The 18,419-nt window shown below is 58.2% G+C and carries 11 protein-coding genes; 5 read left to right on the top strand and 6 right to left on the bottom strand.

The genetic code is table 11. The features are described from left to right. Positions 1-147: 147 nt before the first annotated feature. From G3O01_RS03450 to G3O01_RS03440, 3 genes are read right to left on the bottom strand one after another with little or no spacing between them, the layout of a single operon-like run. Positions 148-3,234, bottom strand: a complete 3,087-nt coding sequence (locus G3O01_RS03450) for a type I restriction endonuclease subunit R (protein WP_205803132.1) — start codon at positions 3,232-3,234, stop codon at positions 148-150. An 8-nt stretch (positions 3,235-3,242) separates the two neighbouring features. Continuing rightward, positions 3,243-4,499 (bottom strand): restriction endonuclease subunit S, encoded by a 1,257-nt coding sequence (locus G3O01_RS03445; RefSeq protein ID WP_205803131.1) that lies wholly within the window; start codon positions 4,497-4,499, stop codon positions 3,243-3,245. After that, positions 4,489-6,048, bottom strand: a complete 1,560-nt coding sequence (locus G3O01_RS03440; protein ID WP_205803130.1) for a class I SAM-dependent DNA methyltransferase — start codon at positions 6,046-6,048, stop codon at positions 4,489-4,491. Before G3O01_RS03440 ends, G3O01_RS03445 begins: the two co-directional genes overlap by 11 nt. Positions 6,049-6,493: 445 nt before the next feature. Here G3O01_RS03440 and G3O01_RS03435 point away from each other — a divergent pair, with 445 nt between their 5' ends. From G3O01_RS03435 to G3O01_RS03415, 5 genes are all read left to right on the top strand, one after another. Beyond that, positions 6,494-7,687, top strand: coding sequence for a nucleoid-associated protein (locus G3O01_RS03435; RefSeq protein WP_205803129.1), 1,194 nt, complete (start codon positions 6,494-6,496; stop codon positions 7,685-7,687). Between the two features lies 1 nt (position 7,688). Continuing rightward, complete coding sequence (locus G3O01_RS03430; protein ID WP_205803128.1) at positions 7,689-8,933, top strand: hypothetical protein; 1,245 nt, start codon at positions 7,689-7,691, stop codon at positions 8,931-8,933. Positions 8,934-9,033: 100 nt separating this feature from the next. Then, positions 9,034-9,912 (top strand): sce7726 family protein, encoded by an 879-nt coding sequence (locus G3O01_RS03425; protein WP_205803127.1) that lies wholly within the window; start codon positions 9,034-9,036, stop codon positions 9,910-9,912. A 47-nt stretch (positions 9,913-9,959) separates the two neighbouring features. Then, entirely contained in the window at positions 9,960-10,913 is a 954-nt protein-coding gene (locus G3O01_RS03420) for a sce7725 family protein (RefSeq protein WP_205803126.1), read from the top strand. A gap of 220 nt (positions 10,914-11,133) precedes the next feature. Continuing rightward, positions 11,134-12,702 carry an integrase gene (locus tag G3O01_RS03415; protein WP_205803125.1) on the top strand — a complete coding sequence of 523 codons (1,569 nt, stop codon included), beginning with the start codon at positions 11,134-11,136 and terminating at the stop codon, positions 12,700-12,702. A 564-nt stretch (positions 12,703-13,266) separates the two neighbouring features. Here G3O01_RS03415 and gyrB read toward each other — a convergent pair. The 3 genes from gyrB to dnaA all read right to left on the bottom strand — a co-directional run. After that, positions 13,267-15,738 (bottom strand): DNA topoisomerase (ATP-hydrolyzing) subunit B, encoded by a 2,472-nt coding sequence (gene gyrB, locus G3O01_RS03410; protein ID WP_205803124.1) that lies wholly within the window; start codon positions 15,736-15,738, stop codon positions 13,267-13,269. 113 nt (positions 15,739-15,851) lie between these two features. Further along, positions 15,852-16,955 carry a DNA polymerase III subunit beta gene (gene dnaN, locus G3O01_RS03405; protein ID WP_054918018.1) on the bottom strand — a complete coding sequence of 368 codons (1,104 nt, stop codon included), beginning with the start codon at positions 16,953-16,955 and terminating at the stop codon, positions 15,852-15,854. 259 nt (positions 16,956-17,214) lie between these two features. Further along, positions 17,215-18,419 (bottom strand): chromosomal replication initiator protein DnaA (gene dnaA / locus G3O01_RS03400; protein WP_241023638.1); only part of this gene is annotated, 1,205 nt, incomplete at its 5' end.

Raw genomic sequence — 18,419 nt, 5'->3', positions numbered from 1 at the left:
AGCCGGATGTAGGGTCCGTTACACGGGACAGCCACAGCAACTCTTCTATCTCCATAAGGTCAGTCATGGAGAGCGGTTGGCGGCGACGCCATGAAACGAGCGTCCTGAAGTGACCACTGGCGCGCTTCGGAAAACGTTGCGGCCTGGCTAGCTCCACGCCTCTCCGAGTGCCTGGGCCTGCTGCAGGACCAGCTCCACCGCTCCGTCCTGCTGGTCCGGCGGATACTTGTATTTGCGGAGGATACGCTTGACCATCAGCCGCAGCCTGGCTCGCACGCTCTCCCGCTCCGACCAGTCCACAGTGATGTTCTGGCGCAGGTTTTCGGTGAGTTCGTGTGCAATTTTCTTGAGCGTCTCGTCGGTCAGCTCACGGACGGCTGACTCGTTGTTGGCCAGCGCGTCATAGAAGCGGATTTCGTCCTCCGTCAGACCCAGTTCGTCGCCCCGTGTCGCGGCAGCGCGGAACTTCTTGGCCATGTCGATAAGCTCTTCGATGACCTGGGCTGTTTCAATCGCCCGGTTCTGGTAACGCGTCACGACGTTAGCGAGCATCTCAGAGAACTTCTTTTCCTGCACCACATTGCTTGCAAATCGGCTCTTGATTTCGCCTTCCAGCAAGCGCTCTAGCAGTTCCACGGCGAGGTTGCGTTCAGGCAGGTTACGGACTTCAGCGAGGAAGGCTTCATCGAGAATACCGATGTTCGGTTTTTCGAGCCCGACCGCCTCGAACACATCCACCACCTTCTCGGACACCACGGCCGAACTGATGATTTGCCTGACGGCGAGTTCGCGCTCCTCGTTGGTCTTCTTCTTGTCGCTCAGCTCGCGCTTGGTGAGAATGACCTTCACCGCCTGCATGAAAGCCACTTCCTCGCGCACGTCTTTGGCCTCGTCGAGCGTGCAACACAGCGTAAAGGCCTTGCTCATGGCGAGCGCCGTGTCGGCAAAGCGTTTCTTGCCGTCTTTAATGCCCAATACGTGATTGGCCGCACCAGCGAGGCACTTATGCCCGCCGATTAGAAAGCCGCTGTAGTCGTAACCGTTGAGCATGCCGCGCAGGATGTCGAGCTTTTCTGCCAGCACGGAATACGCCTCGGCCGCGTCGACCGTCGGACGACCTCGCCCATTGCTGGCGGTGTACTCCTTCAGGGCGGTCTTCAGCTCGTTGGCGATGCCGATGTAGTCGACTACGAGGCCGCCTTGCTTGTCCTTGAAGACGCGGTTTACCCGGGCAATCGCCTGCATCAGGTTGTGACCTTTCATGGGCTTGTCCACGTACAACGTGTGTACGCAAGGCGCATCGAAGCCAGTCAGCCACATGTCGCGCACGATGACGATACGCAACGGGTCAGCCGGGTCCTTGAAACGCTTTTCCAGCCGCTTCTTGACTTGGCCACTGTAAATATGCGGCCGCAACAGCGCCTTATCGCTCGCTGAGCCTGTCATGACAATTTTGATGGCGCCTTTCTCCGGGTCCGGGTCGTGCCAGTCGGGGCACTGTTTGACGATTTCGTCGTAAAGGTGAACGCAAATCTCGCGGCTCATCGCAACCACCATGGCTTTGCCGTTCTGAGCCTTGTTGCGTTCCTCGAAGTGCGCCACGAGGTCGGTCGCCACAGCAGTCACGCGGGGTTCTGCACCGACGACCTTTTCGAGCGCGGCCCAGCGGCTCTTAAGTTTGGCCTGCTGGCTTTCCTCTTCGTCCTCGGCCAGTTCGTCAACTTCCGCGTCGATGTGAGGCAGGTCCCCGGCCTTGAGCGACAGTTTCGCCAGGCGCGACTCGAAGTAGATGGCGACCGTGGCGCCATCCTCCTTGGCCTGCTGCATGTCGTAGACGTGGATGTACTCCCCGAATACAGCGCGCGTGTCACGGTCCTCGCTCGATACCGGCGTGCCGGTAAAGGCTACGAAGGTGGCATTGGGGAGTGCATCGCGCAGGTGCTGCGCATAGCCGACCTGATACTTTTCCTGGCCCGGTTTGCCCTTCAGTTGTGCCTCGAACCCATACTGGGTGCGGTGCGCTTCGTCGGCGATGACCACGATGTTGGTCCGGTCCGAGAGCACGGGGAACGTGTCTTCGTCCTCGCCGGGCATGAACTTCTGGATGGTGGCGAACACGATGCCGCCCGAGGGCCGGTTGGCGAGTTTGGCGCGCAAGTCCTGGCGGGTGTCGGCCTGCACAGGCTGCTCGCGCAACAGGTCCTGCGCCAGCGAGAACACGCCGAACAGTTGTCCGTCGAGGTCATTGCGGTCGGTGATGACGACAATGGTCGGGTTTTCCATCGCCGCTTCCTGCATCACGCGCGCCGCGAAGCAGGTCATGGTGATGCTCTTGCCGCTGCCCTGCGTGTGCCAGACCACTCCGCCCTTGTGGCTGGCGCCAGGGCGTGATGCCGTCACCACCTGCTGGATGGCTGCACGCACCGCGTGAAACTGGTGGTAGCCGGCAATCTTCTTGACCAGGCCGCCGTCGTCCTCAAACAAGACGAAGAAGCGTAGGTAATCCAGCAGGTATGTCGGTGCCAGCACACCGCGTATCAATGTTTCTAGCTCATTGAACTGGCCGAGCGGGTCAAGCGTGACACCATCGATGGTGCGCCATTGCATGAAGCGCTCCGCATTCGCTGAAAGCGAGCCCATGCGCGCCTGCGACCCATCCGAAATCACCAGGACCTCGTTGTACTGGAAGACGTCCGGAATCTGCGCCTTATACGTCTGAATCTGGTCGTAGGCCTTCCAGATGTCGGCGTTCTGGTCGGCAGGGTTTTTCAGCTCCAGCAGCACCAGCGGAAAGCCATTGACGAATAGCATCACGTCGGGCCGTCGCGTGTGATGCGGGCCTTTGATGGCAAATTGATTGGCCGCCAGCCACTCATTGCCCGCCGGCCTGGCCCAGTCGATGAGCCGCACGAAATCGCCGCGTGTCTCACCGTCGCGTTGATATTCCACCGGTACGCCACCGACCAGCAACTGGTGGAACCCCCGGTTGGCCGAGAGCAGCGCGGGGATGCCGAGGTCCCGCACCCGCTGCACGGCATCCTCGCGTGCCTGGGGCGGGATGCCCGGGTTGAGGCGCGCGATGGCGCTTCGCAGACGTTCGACCAACAATACCTGGCGATAGTCGGCCCGCTCGGCGCTGGCACCATCCGGCGCAATATCCGGGCCGAAAAGGTGCGTGTAGCCGACATCGGCAAGCCAGCCCAGCGTTTCCTGTTCGAGTTGGTCTTCGGTCATGGTCGTTCTCAGGCGACGAGCGCCTCGGCTTCGGAAAGGCGGAGTTGGCCGGAAATCAGGCGAGGAATGAGCATGTCACGGATGGAGCTGAGCGTGTTTGCCACCTCTGAATTTTGGCTGAGCCGTGCTTCCGTCGTGGAAATCGTCTCTTCAAATACCTCCAAGACCTTCGTGTCGGGAATCACTACGGGCACGGACCCGAGGATGGAAGTGTTCAGATTAGGCATCGTTGCACCAACGGCATGTCGGACAAGCCATTGTCGCGCACGCGGAGCGTCTAGCGTCATAGAGAGAAACGAAGATGACTGAAATGACGGACCTGGACGAACAAGCAAGCAACCGGTCCCGCACAACCATCCAACCTCACGCTCGCCAATTAACGCGTGTCGTTCAACATCGCCCCGACGACTGAACACAATATCGCCTGGCTTGAGTTTGTGCCGTTCGAGCCGGTCCGCGTCCTCGGACCGAATGCGGGCGGTTGTGCCGGCATCGACTCTGCGCCGCTGAATATCCTTTGGCATGACCACTGGAATTCCGGATTCCACATAATCGGAAGCGTGTAGTTGGCTACCGAACGGTCCCGTTTGAATCGCGCCACCACAATTTGCCGATACGTCCGCTAAGGTCGAGACGCGCCACCCCCTCGGCACCACCCCCAGCTCCGAGTCGTCGAACCCGTTCGGAAACAGCGCAGCCTTGGCATCGTCCATGCCTTGAGGCGTGCGCCCTTCCTGCTTGGCGCGGACGGGGTCGAAATCGACAAACCAGGACTTGAACAGGGCTTGGGCGATGGATTCCAGCGAGGCATTGGTTTCGCGCAGGAGGGTGATGCGGTCGTCGAGAGAGCCAAGAATACCTGCTATTCCCTTTTGCACGGCTAGCGGTGGAATAGTCGCCAAAGCTTCGTGCAAGTGATTGCGGTTAACTCCCGGGACCGCAGCCTTGTCTGAATACGCAAAGAAATCCACTGTTTTCAAGAAGTAATGGATGAACTTTGGGTCATTTCCTTTGAAATTACGCACGTAAAGAGTCGTATTCAGAGGCCAAAAATCCTCTTCGATGAAGAACACTTGACCAATTGTTCCGTATCGACCAGTTACGACTCCGGGCCCTTTGACCATCGCGACGTTATGCCGGTCGCTGACACCAGAGGAAGAAACCAGTGGCACCGCGCCTGGCTGGCGCTTGGCTTGTGGAAGGTCGTAGCCCCGCTTCAGTTCAATGAAATCACCAAGCTTGCCGCTGGACCAATCAAAACTCATACCCCAGCCCTCCCAGTTTCTGCCGAATCAACCGGTCCAATTCCGCGCCTTTTGCCATCTGCTCGCCCAGTTTTTCCGTGAGCTTCTGCATCTTCTCGGCAAAGGCTTCGTCGTCGTCCTCGACTTCCTCGGCGCCGACATAGCGCCCCGGCGTCAGCACATGGCCGTGCTCTGCAATCTCGGCGAGACTCACACTCCGGCAGTAGCCGGGAACGTCCGCATATTCACCGACATCATCAATCGCCTCGCCGCGCCAGGCGGCAACAGTATCGGCAATGCGCTCAATAATCTCGTCGGTCAGTTCCGTCTGTACACGGCTAATCATGCTGCCGAGCTTGCGGGCGTCAATGAACAGCACTTCTCCTTGACGGCTGGCTTTCTGTTTGGCAAGGAACCACAGGCAGGCCGGAATCTGGGTGTTGAAGAAAAGTTGACCTGGCAGGGCCACCATGACTTCGACCACGTCGGCGTCAACCATGGCGCGGCGGATGTCGCCTTCGGAGTTCTGGCTGGAGCTCATCGAGCCATTGGCGAGCACGATACCGGCGCGGCCATTGGGTTTGAGGTGATACAGCATGTGCTGCAGCCAGGCGTAGTTGGCGTTGCCCTGCGGCGGCGTGCCATAGACCCAGCGCGGGTCGCCTTCCAGGCTACCGTGCCACCAGTCGCTCACGTTGAAAGGCGGATTGGCCAGTACGAAGTCGGCGCGCAGGTCCGGGTGCTGGTTGCGCACGAAGGTGTCGGCCGGTTCTCGCCCGAGGTTGTAGTCGATACCCCGAATGGCGAGGTTCATCGCCGCCAACCTCCAGGTGGTGGGGTTGGATTCCTGGCCGTAGATGGATACGTCGCCCAGCTTGCCGCCGTGAGCTTCGATGAACTTTTCAGACTGCACAAACATGCCTCCGGAGCCACAGCAGGGGTCGTAGACTTTGCCGTGGTGAGGTGCAAGTACAGCCACAAGCGTCTTGACGATGGAGGCCGGCGTGTAGAATTGCCCGCCCTTCTTGCCTTCGGCACTGGCGAACTGGCCGAGGAAGTATTCGTACACCTGCCCGAGCACATCGCGCGCCTGGCTCGCGTCCTCGCCAAAGCCGATGGTCGAAATCAGGTCGACCAGCTCGCCCAGCTTGCCATCCTGCAACTGCGAGCGGGCATAGCGCTTGTCCAGGATGCCTTTGAGCTTGGGGTTCTCGGCTTCGATTTCCGCCAGCGCCTCGTCAATGCGCTTGCCGATGTCGGTCTGCTTGGCCGCGCTGCGCAGGCTCTCCCAACGCGCAGTTTCGGGCACCCAGAATACGTTAACCTCGCGGTAGTAGTCACGGTCTTCAAGCTCGTCGGTGAGCGCCTCGTCGTCGCCGCCGTGCAGGAAGTATTCATCGCCTTCGTCGGCAAAGCGGCGGGTCAGCTCAACTCGCCGGGCGGCAAAAGTATCGGAGATGTACTTAAGGAAAATGAGGCCGAGCACGATGTGTTTGTACTCGGCAGCGTCCATATTGGCGCGTTGCTTGTCGGCGGTTGCCCAGAGGGTCTTTTTGATGTCGTCAAGCATCAGAACTGGTTCGTCCGGTCATAGTCAGGTGTATATCCGAGCATAAAGCCCGGCATCTCGTCACCAAGAAATTGATAGCGATTCTATCTTGAATGACGCATGGACTCGCCAACGGGCTTAATTACGGCGGCGCGGGGTGTCCACGTGGTCGCGCATCGAAACTGCTTGCGCCGCTCGCTGTTCAGCTCGTTGCCACCGAAGTTGCCCATTGATGTTGCATCGACGACCTTTTCGGTAAGTGCTCTCGATAATTCGGGAAAGACAGGATGGTTGGTGGTAAGCGGCAACTACGCCAGCAGGATAGACTACGCATTTTCCTGAAATCCCTCACACCGCGCGAAGAACGTATTGCGGGGCGGCGGTCAAGGAGTGAGAGAAAGTAGTAACTCGCGCGGGGATACCCCCGGCGTTTAATACTGCTACTACAACAACGCCGGGCTCAAAAATGCCATTCAAAATCCACCATAGCGTCATTCACGGCTTCGTTAAAGAGGCACGGAAAGACATCGCACAAGTCGTAAAGAAGGACCAGCTACTCGATACGAAGCTGCCTGGCGTCATTTCTCTCGTTAAAGGGATGTCTGTTCTCTTAGGGAAAAAGGAAAATAACCAGGTGTGGGGGCGTTTTGGCTCAGACGGTCGCGAAGGACCGTTCCCGGCGGCGTTTGGCAAATGCGTGAGCGCGCAGCCCATCGGAGACACTCCTGATGCCGCTGCCTTTCTTGCCCTGACGCACCTTGTGGTTGACCAAGTCACACAACAGGCGGCGGCTGAGCCATTGTCGACCGGCGGCCACATCTTGTGCGCCATGTACGACACAGAAGCCGGCGACACCGCGGTCATCATTGCGATGATTAAACAAAAAGGCGGCGTGTTGCTGGACGAGAATTACGTGCCTGTGGGGATTGTGGAGGTCGATATGTCGAAGCTCCACCAAGCAGCACAGATTCGGGTCGCGGATTTTCTGGAGGCTGTTGCGGCTGCCGAGAAAGACCCTGTTGCTGCCGATAAGGGAGCAGATGAAGACAATCCTGAGGTGGCAATCGTTGCTGCAGCTCCGGTAGCGCAAAAGGCCGGAGCGGATAACGATGCAGTCTATCTTTCTTTCCTGTCGCAGCGGGCAAGTCGCGACTCGTCTGCCTACTTCGTGACCGCGCTCGGTTGTGTGGTTGGCTTATCTTCGACGAGAGCCACTAGCAAGCTGTTTGAAGCTGTAGATGCGTACTTCAATGACAGGAAGGAAATCAATACGCTTCGAAAACAGGCCAAGGAACGCCTGTCAGAGTACCTGCAGGGACGGCTGGCAGCAGGAGAGCCGGCGACGCTCGATGGTGTCCACGAGGAACTGATTCGTGTCGTGCCGGCAGACAAAGCTGAGTATGTCGCCGACCTTCAAGAGTATTTGAACGGGGAGAAATTCAAGGTGCCAGAGCACTTTGAAGTTAACGCGGACGTGGTCAAGAGGTTCAGCAAAGTGTTGCTGCAGAACGAACGCATCAGCATCAAGTTCGACCGCGGCATGCTGGGCAGCGATGCTAATTCCACGCTGTTTTACGACAAAGACAAAAAGACGCTCACATATCGAAACCTTCCCGAGGAATTCCTTGCGCGTCTGGACAGCGCCTTGAAGGGCGGCTGATATGTTTGCTGAAGTCGTCGCACTTTATCGTGCGCTCGCGAGGCCTGAAGTCGACGAGAACGGCAGGTACGTTTTTGTCGGCGCAGTTGACGCCGAAATGCAGCGGCTTGTCGATGCATCCAATCAACTGGACGCAGCCTACGGCGAGGTCGATTATTTCCGACAAGGCGATGGACAACTTCGCATCGAAGTCTCGTTGCCGCAGGGGAGCAACGGACACTTTTATAATACTTTTTCGGCCTTCTTTCGGACACCTTCAATTGCGTTCGGGGTTCTTCCTACAGATTTCTATATTGCTGACCTCGACTATTACTCTGGAGACACGACCAAGCCAACGAAATTGGAGGAGGTAGAGAAGCTCGTGGACTTCATCCGCATGCTGTCCGAGTTCGCTGAGGACCGTCTCACATTTGGTTCGGGCGCGAATCGCCTGCTGTTCGTATTGCCGTCCGATGGTAGTAAACCGCAACGTACTCTGGTGCTCGAAGTTTCTCCCGAAGAAGCGGCACTCGACAATACGTTGGCGCATCTGCATCTGCTCGAACTGCTGGTCGATGGTAGCAACGCCAAGAAGATGCATGTCGAAGAACGTCGTCTCGTAATGAAAAGCGCAATCAGTGATGTGCTAGCGAGCGCTGGCGCCGATACAAACCGGCTGACACATCTCTGCAAGGAGTGGCGTGAGGTCCTGCTGAAGTATCGGCACAATTTCCAGTCCTACATCAACAAGTTCGCTTTCGACGAAATTCGAAAGAAGATAGCCGACTCGGAGATTGAATACGCGTCAAAGCTTAGCGGAGTCTTTGGCGACATCGGGGGTAAGCTACTGGCTCTTCCTCTTTCTCTTGTCGCCCTTATTGCTCTGGACGACGCCAAGACAACATCTGCCTTTTTCATCGGTTGTCTGGGACTCGCTATTGTCTCCGTCGTCTACTTCATCATTTTGCGCAACCTTTGGCTTGCGGCAGACCGTTTGAAGGCAAGCTTTGAGCTCGCTTTTTCTCCTTTCTTCAATAAGCTCGAGACGTATCCAAGTGTGCTCAGAAACGTTCTGGAGACACGAAAAAAAGCACTGCACACCCAACTGCGGTTTTTGAAACTGACGTTCGCCGTGTTTTATGTGCTCGCATGCTTACCTGCCGCTGGGGCCACGCTGAAGGTTCTCGCTCGTTACTGGTCAGAAATCGTAGCCCTTTCGGTTCATTTCAACACATGGGCGGATTCAATGTACGCGGTCATCGCCTAGGCTGCGCGATTGATTCCTGACGGGCAGCTGAATGCAGATGTCCGCTGCTGGCCTGCCTTGATAAACTGTGCGTGCCTGACTACCAAAAATCGTAGCAAAAATGAATCTAACAGCCGCTGAGCGCCTGCGTATCCTTGCCAGAATGTTTGCGCGCCCTATTTTTTCGGAGGTTGCGCGGACAGGACACTGGCGCCAGCCCCTGTCCTTTCTTGAGACTCACGGACTGGTTCGGAAGGCAGGTCGCCAGCCGCTGTCGGCCCTATTTGACTCTGCATGGCACGAGATTCGACGTGGGTATCGGAACGAGTTCGTCTACAAGACTGAAATCGCAAATCGAATCATATTCGGCCGCCATAGCCCACGGACATCCTGCATGCACGTTGAATTGCCGGTTGGACGGTCGATTGTTGATGTTGCAGTCTTCAATGGCACGGCGACCGCCTACGAAATAAAGACGGAATTTGATACACCTCGTCGCCTAACAACTCAAACGACTGATTATCTTGCGGCGTTTGACCGCGTCTGCCTGGTTACGCACCCCCGATGCGTCGATAACTATATGACAATAACCGACCCTCGCGTCGGCATTCTGACACTGACGGAGCGCGGCTCTCTCTGCACGCTTCGTGAGCCGATGGGTAATCGGGATAACGTTCAGCCGTCCGCGGTATTTAGTTGCCTTCACAAGGCCGAATATGTCGCGGCTGCCGAAAGTAAGTTATGCGCAACGATTGAAAAACCGACCGCCGTTATCCAAGCATTTTGTGCCTCGGTCTTTAGCCAGTTTACGCCCGATGAGGCGCATGCTATCTTCGTCAACGCATTAAGAAATCGAAAAACCGACGGGGCTACTGTGCGCTTTGTCACTTCGCTACCTAAGAGCCTCCGCGTTCTCGGCTATGCGACTCCGTTGTCGGGGCGGCAGAGAGAAACCGCACTTTCTGCATTGAGAGAAGACATCCATTACCGTTTGATTTAAAACGGCCTCTCTCTCCGCTCACAAAAGCGGACAGAGAGAGGCCGACCTTGTATTTCCCATATTTTCACGCCCGTCGCTCGGAGTTGTATGCGCTTCGCGCGCTTTGCAACGACTATCAGCTAGCTGATGTAGTTGTACCTATCCTAGAGCCCGTGAACAGCAATCCGAGCGACTTAATTCGGGCGGGCATAGATGTTTTTGGACGCGCCGGCGCTGGGGCGGTGGTGATTGTGAACCCGTATCAGCACGAATTTAGAAATGGAGTCGACGAAGATTGGGCGGAAGCAGTGTCTGCCAAGATTGAAGAGCACCCGTCGATTATTCCAGGCTATCTTTGCTCACAAACGACGACTCGTGCCGATGTGACTCGCTTCCTCGCTGAATATCCCCGCCGGGCGGTAGCCTTGCTGTATTGGAACGCGCGATTGACGCAGGCGGAGGTACAAGCATTGGCTGCGCACAATCGCGTTCGCTTTCACATCAACTTGCACGAGCGCATGAGCGCAGCGCAACGCGCAGCGCTACCGTCGACCAAGGCGGTCGACATCCGTGACGACTTCGTTGCTCAGCCGAAAAACGCCGACTATCGAGGCACGGAGTTCTTTACAGACCGCCATTTGACGTTTCGCGATGTAGCCATTGGGTTCGGTGACTACTCGGTTGTTGGCTCAGCCTTTGTTCCGGGCGGTGGCCAGCCATCTGCGGTTGCCATCCACGCTACCTACAAAGCGCGGCGTACGAGCGAAATCTGGGTTGAGCATTTTGTATCTGACGACACCGAGCGTAACGTCGGGACAGTTGGCGGCAAGTATCAACAAGCGGCCGAGAAGCTGGTGGCTGCTGCTATGGCGCGCCCGCGCGAATTCGGCAACGACCGGGCTCTTCAGGAATACGCAGCGGATGCCGCCGAAGAACATTATCCAGGGCTCGGGAAAAACAAGGAGCGACAGATTTATCATCATACCGCCCTCATGTACCAAATTCTGACGGGCGCTCTTTGAAAGCAGATAGTCTCTTTGAAAGCAGATAGTTTGAGTTGGGCCGATGTAGCACGGAGCGGAGCGCCCAAAAAGAAAAAAGCAGTAGCTCCACACGGAGCTACTGCTTTCATTCGAGGGGACGTGGAACCGTGCGGCCGCGTTACGGTAAACCGAATTTGGCGTTACAGGACGTGTCCCCTTAGACTTTGCTGTACCACTTGCTGCGACGAGAATAACTGAAATGCTCCAAGCTGTCCATCCGGGCTATGGCACCGTCGCTGCGCGGACCACCGAATTTTTTTCGGCCCAGGCGCCGTGGCATCGGTCGCTATGGGCAGTGAGCTTGCCCTTGCTTATAGACGAGCTGATGGAGGCGTGTTCCGCGACACAAGCAGGCGTTCTCGGGGAACCGTCCGTCAAAAGGCTGCTGAGTTTATGCAAGCGTGTCGCCGGGCAAGACCTCGCTTTGCAGGCTCACGAGCGTAATACGCTGAACGAGGCGCTTCGAGACGTTCCTCGCCTCCATGGAGTCGCTTATTACACACTGAGGCAATTGCGAGAGCGGGTTGGGGACGATTATCTACTGCGCTGGGCTGACATTTTGCAGGCAAGACCGCCGCAATCGCCCGAAAGAGTGGCGCGCTGTCTGGCGTCGTATTTCCTCGACGCCGGCTTTTCGCAGCGGTTTCTTCACGATTGGTTCGCTGAGCGCCTGTATAGGCGGCCAGAGCGGCAGACGCTTCCACAGTTGCTCCGCGATGCCCACGAGGAAATCGCGAATCGGGAAAGCCAGACGTTCCAGGTCTTGCTAGCTTTTGTGACGCCTCCGCAGTCTGCCTCCGGGTATCCAAGAGGATGGCTTAGCGCGGCCCAAGTATCGTCGTGGTTGAAAGAAAACGGTTTTGCAACCACCGAGCTCAGGCAAAGCGGGGGCCTCGTTCTGCCTACGAAGGCACGTGATGTGTTCGCGGCCGTTGACTCGGCAACCGCGGTGATTGATGGGTATGTCGCTCGCGCATCGATTGGCGCGGGCAGGCCGCTTCAATTGCTTCCGTTCCTCTGGGTCCAAGGGCATCCCGTCGCTCTTCCGATTGGCGCCAAGCATCGAGGAGTGAAGGTGCGCGCCCTGTACCGAGAAGACCAAATTTTTGCCGAACCCGACGGTAGTAATGTCGACTCGGCGATTGAACTGCTCGCGCATCTTCAAAACAGCTCTCCCAGCACCGCAATCGCGGGCGGATGGGCTGCAATCGAATCACTCCTTGGGGAATCGGGAGACCGGTCAGCCGCCGCAGATAGCTTGGCGTATCTAGTCGCTTGCTCCTACCCACGGGCAGAGTTCACCCATCTTTCCCACCTCGCTCAGAAGATGCGTCTTGACGTTGCCCAGGCTTGGGCGAACGTCGGCGCAAACCGGGACAGGGCGGCACTGGTGGCGGAAGAAGTGGCAAGAGGCACCAACTTCGGCTTTACGCAAGTGAAAGAGCAAGCAGCCATAGCGCGAATGGGAGGTTTAATTCAATCTCCATCACCGACGCTGTCTGCTGTTCAAGCTGCCGTTTCGGAGGTTTTCCACCGGCTCTACCGGCAAAGAAACATGATTCTGCACGGTGGACTGACTAACAGTGTTGCTCTTCGCTCCGCGTTGCGAGCGGCGGCACCGCTCGCGGGCGCTGGAATCGACCGTGTCGCTCACGGGTTCTATGTTCAGGGGCTTCAATCTCGTGAGCTGGCCGCTCGAGCTCGAATCGGGGTCGCGTTAATCACGCCGGGACGCGCAGCAGACTGTGTCGACCTTCTCGACGGATGAGTCCCGACTGGAGTATCTAGTGCAAAGTCCGGTCCATCCTCCGCGAGCAGTTGCCCATCGCCTTGGCCGTCCATCTAATCTGCTCGCCATCGACTATCTGAAATCAGCGTCGGAGTCGCCGCCCGTTTCCGGCCGGGACGAAGGAAACGCGGCCAGATGCGGTGCCCCCGGAGGGTTACCGTAATGGCACGCGAGGTAAGCACTTGAGAGATGCAATCGCGCAACGCCGGGTTACCTCTCGGTGCCCGAAGACGTCGCGTTGCCGCGGTTACCACCGGACTTACCGCCGGTGGTGCCTTGGCCAGTTCTCGCCGACAAGACCATTCGCCGTCCGCCCGCGGCCGCCGTTCCCCGCCTTCGTACCCGCTTGCCTGCGGATTGGTTGCTGCCAGACTGCCTGCCTCTGCTGCCGCTGCTCTTGCCCATAGCCAACTAGAAACATCTGTAAACGCTTCTATTTCCGTTTCGTACAAGCGTTAATTCGAGCTATCGAGAAAAAAGACCCATAAGTTTCTCAACTTATGGGTCCCAGATTCTCAGGTTATGGGTTCAGCTACAAGACGCTTAAACGTCGATATTCCCCGCCCGCAGCGCATTGCTTTCGATAAATGCGCGACGCGGTTCGACTTCATCGCCCATCAGCGTCGTGAAGATGCCATCCGCTGCAATCGCGTCTTCGATCTGCACGCGCAGCAAGCGACGCACGTTCGGATCCATCGTCGTTTCCCAGAGCTGTTCGGGATTCATCTCACCGAGTCCCTTATAGCGCTGCTTCGACACGTTGCGTTCTGCATCCGCGATCAGCCACTTCATCGCGCTCTTGAAGTCGCCGACAGCCATGCTGCGCTCGCCACGCTTGATCACAGCGCCCTCGCCGATCAGCCCCTTGAACGTATTCGCCGTGTTCACGAGTTGCTGGTAATCGGCCGTCAGCTGGAATTCTTCGTCGATGACCGAGACCTTCACGTTGCCGTGATGACGACGCTCGACACGCAGCGAACGCAGTTCGCGCACCGGGTCGTACATCGGGACCACATTGATTTCAGGCTTGAGCGGATCGTCGCGAAGCTTCGCTTCGAGCGCGCGGGCCGACGCTTCCGTCGACTGCTCGCTCGACAGATCGATGGTCACGCCATCCATCACCGCGCCAAGCGCCGCTTCGTCGTACAAGCGGCTCAGACGATCTACGACAGCCTGCGCCAACAGATAGGAACGAGCCAGTTCACCAAGCGCATCGCCAGCGATCGGCGTCGCGCCTTCAGACGTAATCAGTTCCGACCCATTCAGAGCCAGACGCAGCATGTGCGCGTTCAACTCCGCCGTGTCCTTCAGATAACGCTCGTCCTTGCCCGCCTTCACCTTGTACAGCGGCGGCTGCGCAATGTAGATATAACCGCGCTCGATCATCTCCGGCATCTGACGGTAGAAGAACGTCAGCAGCAGCGTACGGATGTGCGCGCCGTCGACGTCAGCGTCGGTCATGATGATGATGCGGTGATAGCGCAGCTTGTCGAGGTTGTAGTCTTCCTTGCCGATACCGCAACCGAGCGCCGTAATCAGCGTGACGATCTGTTCCGACGACAGCAGCTTGTCGTAACGCGCCTTCTCGACGTTCAGCACCTTGCCGCGCAGCGGCAGAATGGCCTGGAATTTTCTGTCACGGCCCTGCTTTGCCGAACCACCTGCCGAGTCGCCCTCGACGATATAGATCTCGGACTTGGCAGGATCTTTCTCCTGGCAGTCTGCAAGCTTGCCAGGCAAACCGACGCCATCGAGCACGCCCTTGCGTCGCGTCATTTCACGCGCCTTGCGCGCTGCGTCGCGTGCACGGGCTGCGTCGACGATCTTGCCGCAGATGATCTTCGCGTCGTTCGGCGTTTCGAGCAGGAATTCTTCGAGCGCCTTCGCGACCACTTCTTCCACCGGCGCGCGCACTTCCGACGACACCAGCTTGTCCTTGGTCTGCGAGCTGAACTTCGGCTCCGGCACCTTCACGGACAGCACGCACGACAAACCTTCACGCATGTCGTCGCCCGACGTTTCGACCTTCGCCTTCTTCGCGATTTCGTGATCGACGATGTACTTGTTGATCACGCGTGTCATGGCCGCGCGCAGACCCGTCATGTGCGTGCCGCCGTCGCGCTGCGGAATGTTGTTGGTGAAGCACAGCACGTTTTCGTTGTAGCTGTCGTTCCACTGCATCGCCACTTCGACGCCCACGCCGTCTTTCTCACCGACGATATGGAAAATGGTCGGATGCAGCACGCTCTTCGTCTTGTTGATGTACTCGACGAAGCCCTTCACGCCGCCGACGAACGCGAAATCGTCTTCCTTGCCCGAACGCTGATCGGTGAGACGAATCCGCACGCCGTTGTTCAGGAACGAGAGTTCACGGATACGCTTCGCGAGAATGTCGTAGTGATACTCGACATTGCCGAAGATCGTCTCATCGGCCATGAAATGCACTTCTGTGCCGCGGTTTTCCGTATCGCCGACGACGGGGATCGGCGACAGACGTTCGCCGTCCACTTCCTCGATCACGCGGTTCTGCACCACGCCACGATGGAATTCCATGAAGTGCTTCTTGCCGTCGCGGCGCACGGTCAGGCGCAGCCACGCCGACAGCGCGTTCACGCACGACACGCCCACGCCGTGCAGACCGCCCGACACCTTGTAGCTGTTCTGGTCGAACTTGCCGCCCGCGTGCAGTTCCGTCATCACGATTTCAGCGGCGCTGCGCTTCGGATCGTGCTTGTCGTCGCGCTTGATGCCCGTCGGGATGCCGCGGCCGTTGTCGGTCACGGAAATCGAGTTGTCGGCGTGGATGATGACCTGAATGTCGTCGCAATGACCGGCGAGCGCCTCGTCGATCGAATTGTCGAGCACCTCGAACACGAGGTGATGCAGACCGGTCCCGTCCGACGTATCGCCGATGTACATACCCGGCCGCTTGCGCACGGCCTCCAGACCTTCGAGGATCTGAATGGACGAGGCGCCGTAGCTGTTATCGGGTTGCGAATTGTTCGTATCAGTCATGGATTTCTTCCGGTTCTGCGTTGCTGCTTCGTTACTGCTCGGAGCTTTTCAAAACACCATAAAAACACCAAAGGGGCGCTGCGCCCCTTGGTGTGTTCTTCGTGTTGGACGCGTCAGATGCGCATCGGCATCACCACGTATTTGAACTCGTCGTTCTCGGGGATCGTGATCAGCGCGCTCGAGCTGGCGTCGCCGAGGCTCACTTCCAGCATGTCGACCTTCAGGTTCGCGAGCACGTCGAGCAGGTACGTGACGTTGAAACCGATGTCGATGCTGTCGCCCTGGTACGGGATTTCGAGTTCTTCCTGCGCTTCTTCCTGGTCCGCGTTGGTGGACATGATCTTCAGCTGGCCCGGCTCGACGATGCAGCGCACGCCCTTGAACTTATCCGAGGTCAGAATGGCCGCGCGTTGCAGCGAGCGCTGCAGTTCTTCACGGCCGATCACGAACGTGTTCTTGTGCGACTTCGGAATCACGCGCTGGAAATCCGGGAACTTGCCTTCAACCAGCTTCGAGACCAGCTCGACGCCGCCGAACGTGAACTTGACCTGCGTCGGCGCGATGTCGATCTTAAGAACGTCGTCGATGTCTTCGAGCAGCCGTTGCAGTTCGAGAATCGTCTTACGCGGGATGATGACTTCCTGGCGCGCGAACGAGCCTTCGATCTTCATCGACGAGAACGCCAGACGGTGACCGTCCGTTGCGACCGCCATCAGCTGATCGCCGTCCACCACCAGCAGCATGCCGTTCAGGTAGTAACGGATGTCCTGCTGCGCCATCGCGAAGTGGACCATGCCGAGCAACTGGCGGAACGTCTTTTGGGGAACTGCGAGATTTGCGCCGAAGTCTTTAGCCTGAGCGACGGTCGGGAACTCGTCGGCCGCCAGCGTCTGCAGTGCAAAGCGGCTCTTGCCGGACTGGACGGTCAGACGCTTGTCGTTCAGCGTCAGCGTGACCTGCCCGTCAGGCATGGCGCGCAGAATGTCGAGCAGCTTGCGTGCCGCCACGGTCGTGGCCACCGATTCGCCGCCAACGCCAAAGTCGGCGCGCGTGGTGATTTGCAGTTCGAGGTCGGTGGACAGGAACGAGACGTCCGGGCCGTTCTTGGTAATCAGCAAATTGGCGAGGATCGGCAACGTATGACGGCGTTCGACAATGCCGCTCACGGTTTGCAGCGGCCTGAGGAGGTTATCGCGTTCGGTCTTGACCAGTTGCATAGAGTTCCTTCGTTGATGTGACGGCCTGCGCGCCTTACCCGGCAATGTTGAAGCGCGCGGCCCCGGCCCCCCGCCGGCGCCGTGCTGCGCCGGTCACGGCGTTTTGAATCCCGCCCGCTTTTGCCGGGCGGTTAAACCTGTATTGTGCCTGAAAATGGAAGCACTTCCCTAAATTGGGGGTGGCTTGCGCAATAAACAGATCGAATTTTCCGACAGGTTCGAGGAAACCTTCGACTCTATCTGCGCCCCAACCCCTGCTTTAGCCTTTCAGCGTCTGCTCCAGCACGTGCAGCTCGTGGTTGAGCTGGGCGTCCTTGCTGCGCTCATCGGCGATCTTGCGCACCGCGTGCAGCACGGTCGTGTGGTCGCGCCCGCCGAACAGCTCGCCGATTTCCGGCAGGCTCTTCTGCGTCAGCTCCTTGGCCAGATACATCGCGATCTGGCGCGGCCGCGCGATGTTGGCCGGCCGCTTCTTCGAATACATGTCGGCGACCTTGATGCTGTAGAAGTCCGCGACCGTTTTCTGGATGTTTTCGACCGAAATTTGCCGGTTCTGCACCGTCAGCAGGTCTTTGAGCGCTTCCTTGGTCAGCTCGATCGTGATTTCGCGGCCGTGGAACTTCGAGTACGCGAGGATCTTGCGCAGCGCGCCTTCGAGTTCGCGGACGTTCGAACGCAGATGCTTCGCGACGAAAAACGCCACGTCTTCATTCAGATTCACGCCTTCCGATTGCGCCTTGCGCATCAGAATCGCGACGCGCATCTCAAGCTCGGGCGGCTCGATTGCGACTGTCAGGCCGGAATCGAAGCGCGAGATCAGACGGTCGTCGATACCCGAGATTTCCTTCGGATAGGTATCGCTGGTGATGATCACCTGCGCCTTGTTCGCCACGAGCGCCTCGAACGCGTAGAAGAATTCTTCCTGCGTACGGGATTTACCCGAAAAGAACTGAATATCGTCGATGAGAAGCAGGTCGAGCGAATGGTAGTAGCGCTTGAAGTCGTCGAACGCCTTGCGCTGATACGCCTTCACCACGTCCGACACGTACTGTTCCGCGTGGATGTAGCGGATGCGCGCGCCGGCCTTGTCCATCAGCAGCTGGTTGCCGATTGCGTGAATCAGGTGAGTCTTCCCGAGGCCCACACCGCCGTACAGGAACAGCGGGTTGTACGAGATGCCGGGATTGTCGGCGACCTGGATCGCGGCTGCGCGAGCCAGCTGGTTCGCCTTACCGGTCACGAAATTGTCGAAGGTCAACACGGGGTTCAGCTTCGAGCGCTCGTACATCGAGTCGTTTTCACCGCTCGCGGCTTGCGCAGCCGCGCCCGGACGCCACGTGCGGCGTGCGGCCGCAGCTTCGTTCGCGTCGAGGCTGGGCAGATCGAGGTCGGCTGCGTCGTCGGTCAGTTGCGCGGCGTGCGTGGACGCGCCGAGCCTGGCCATCGCACCGCCCGCGCCCATGC

This window comes from Burkholderia sp. Ac-20365, assembly GCF_017104715.1.
Taxonomy (GTDB): domain Bacteria; phylum Pseudomonadota; class Gammaproteobacteria; order Burkholderiales; family Burkholderiaceae; genus Paraburkholderia.
This window is presented reverse-complemented; position numbering and strand designations above follow the sequence as displayed.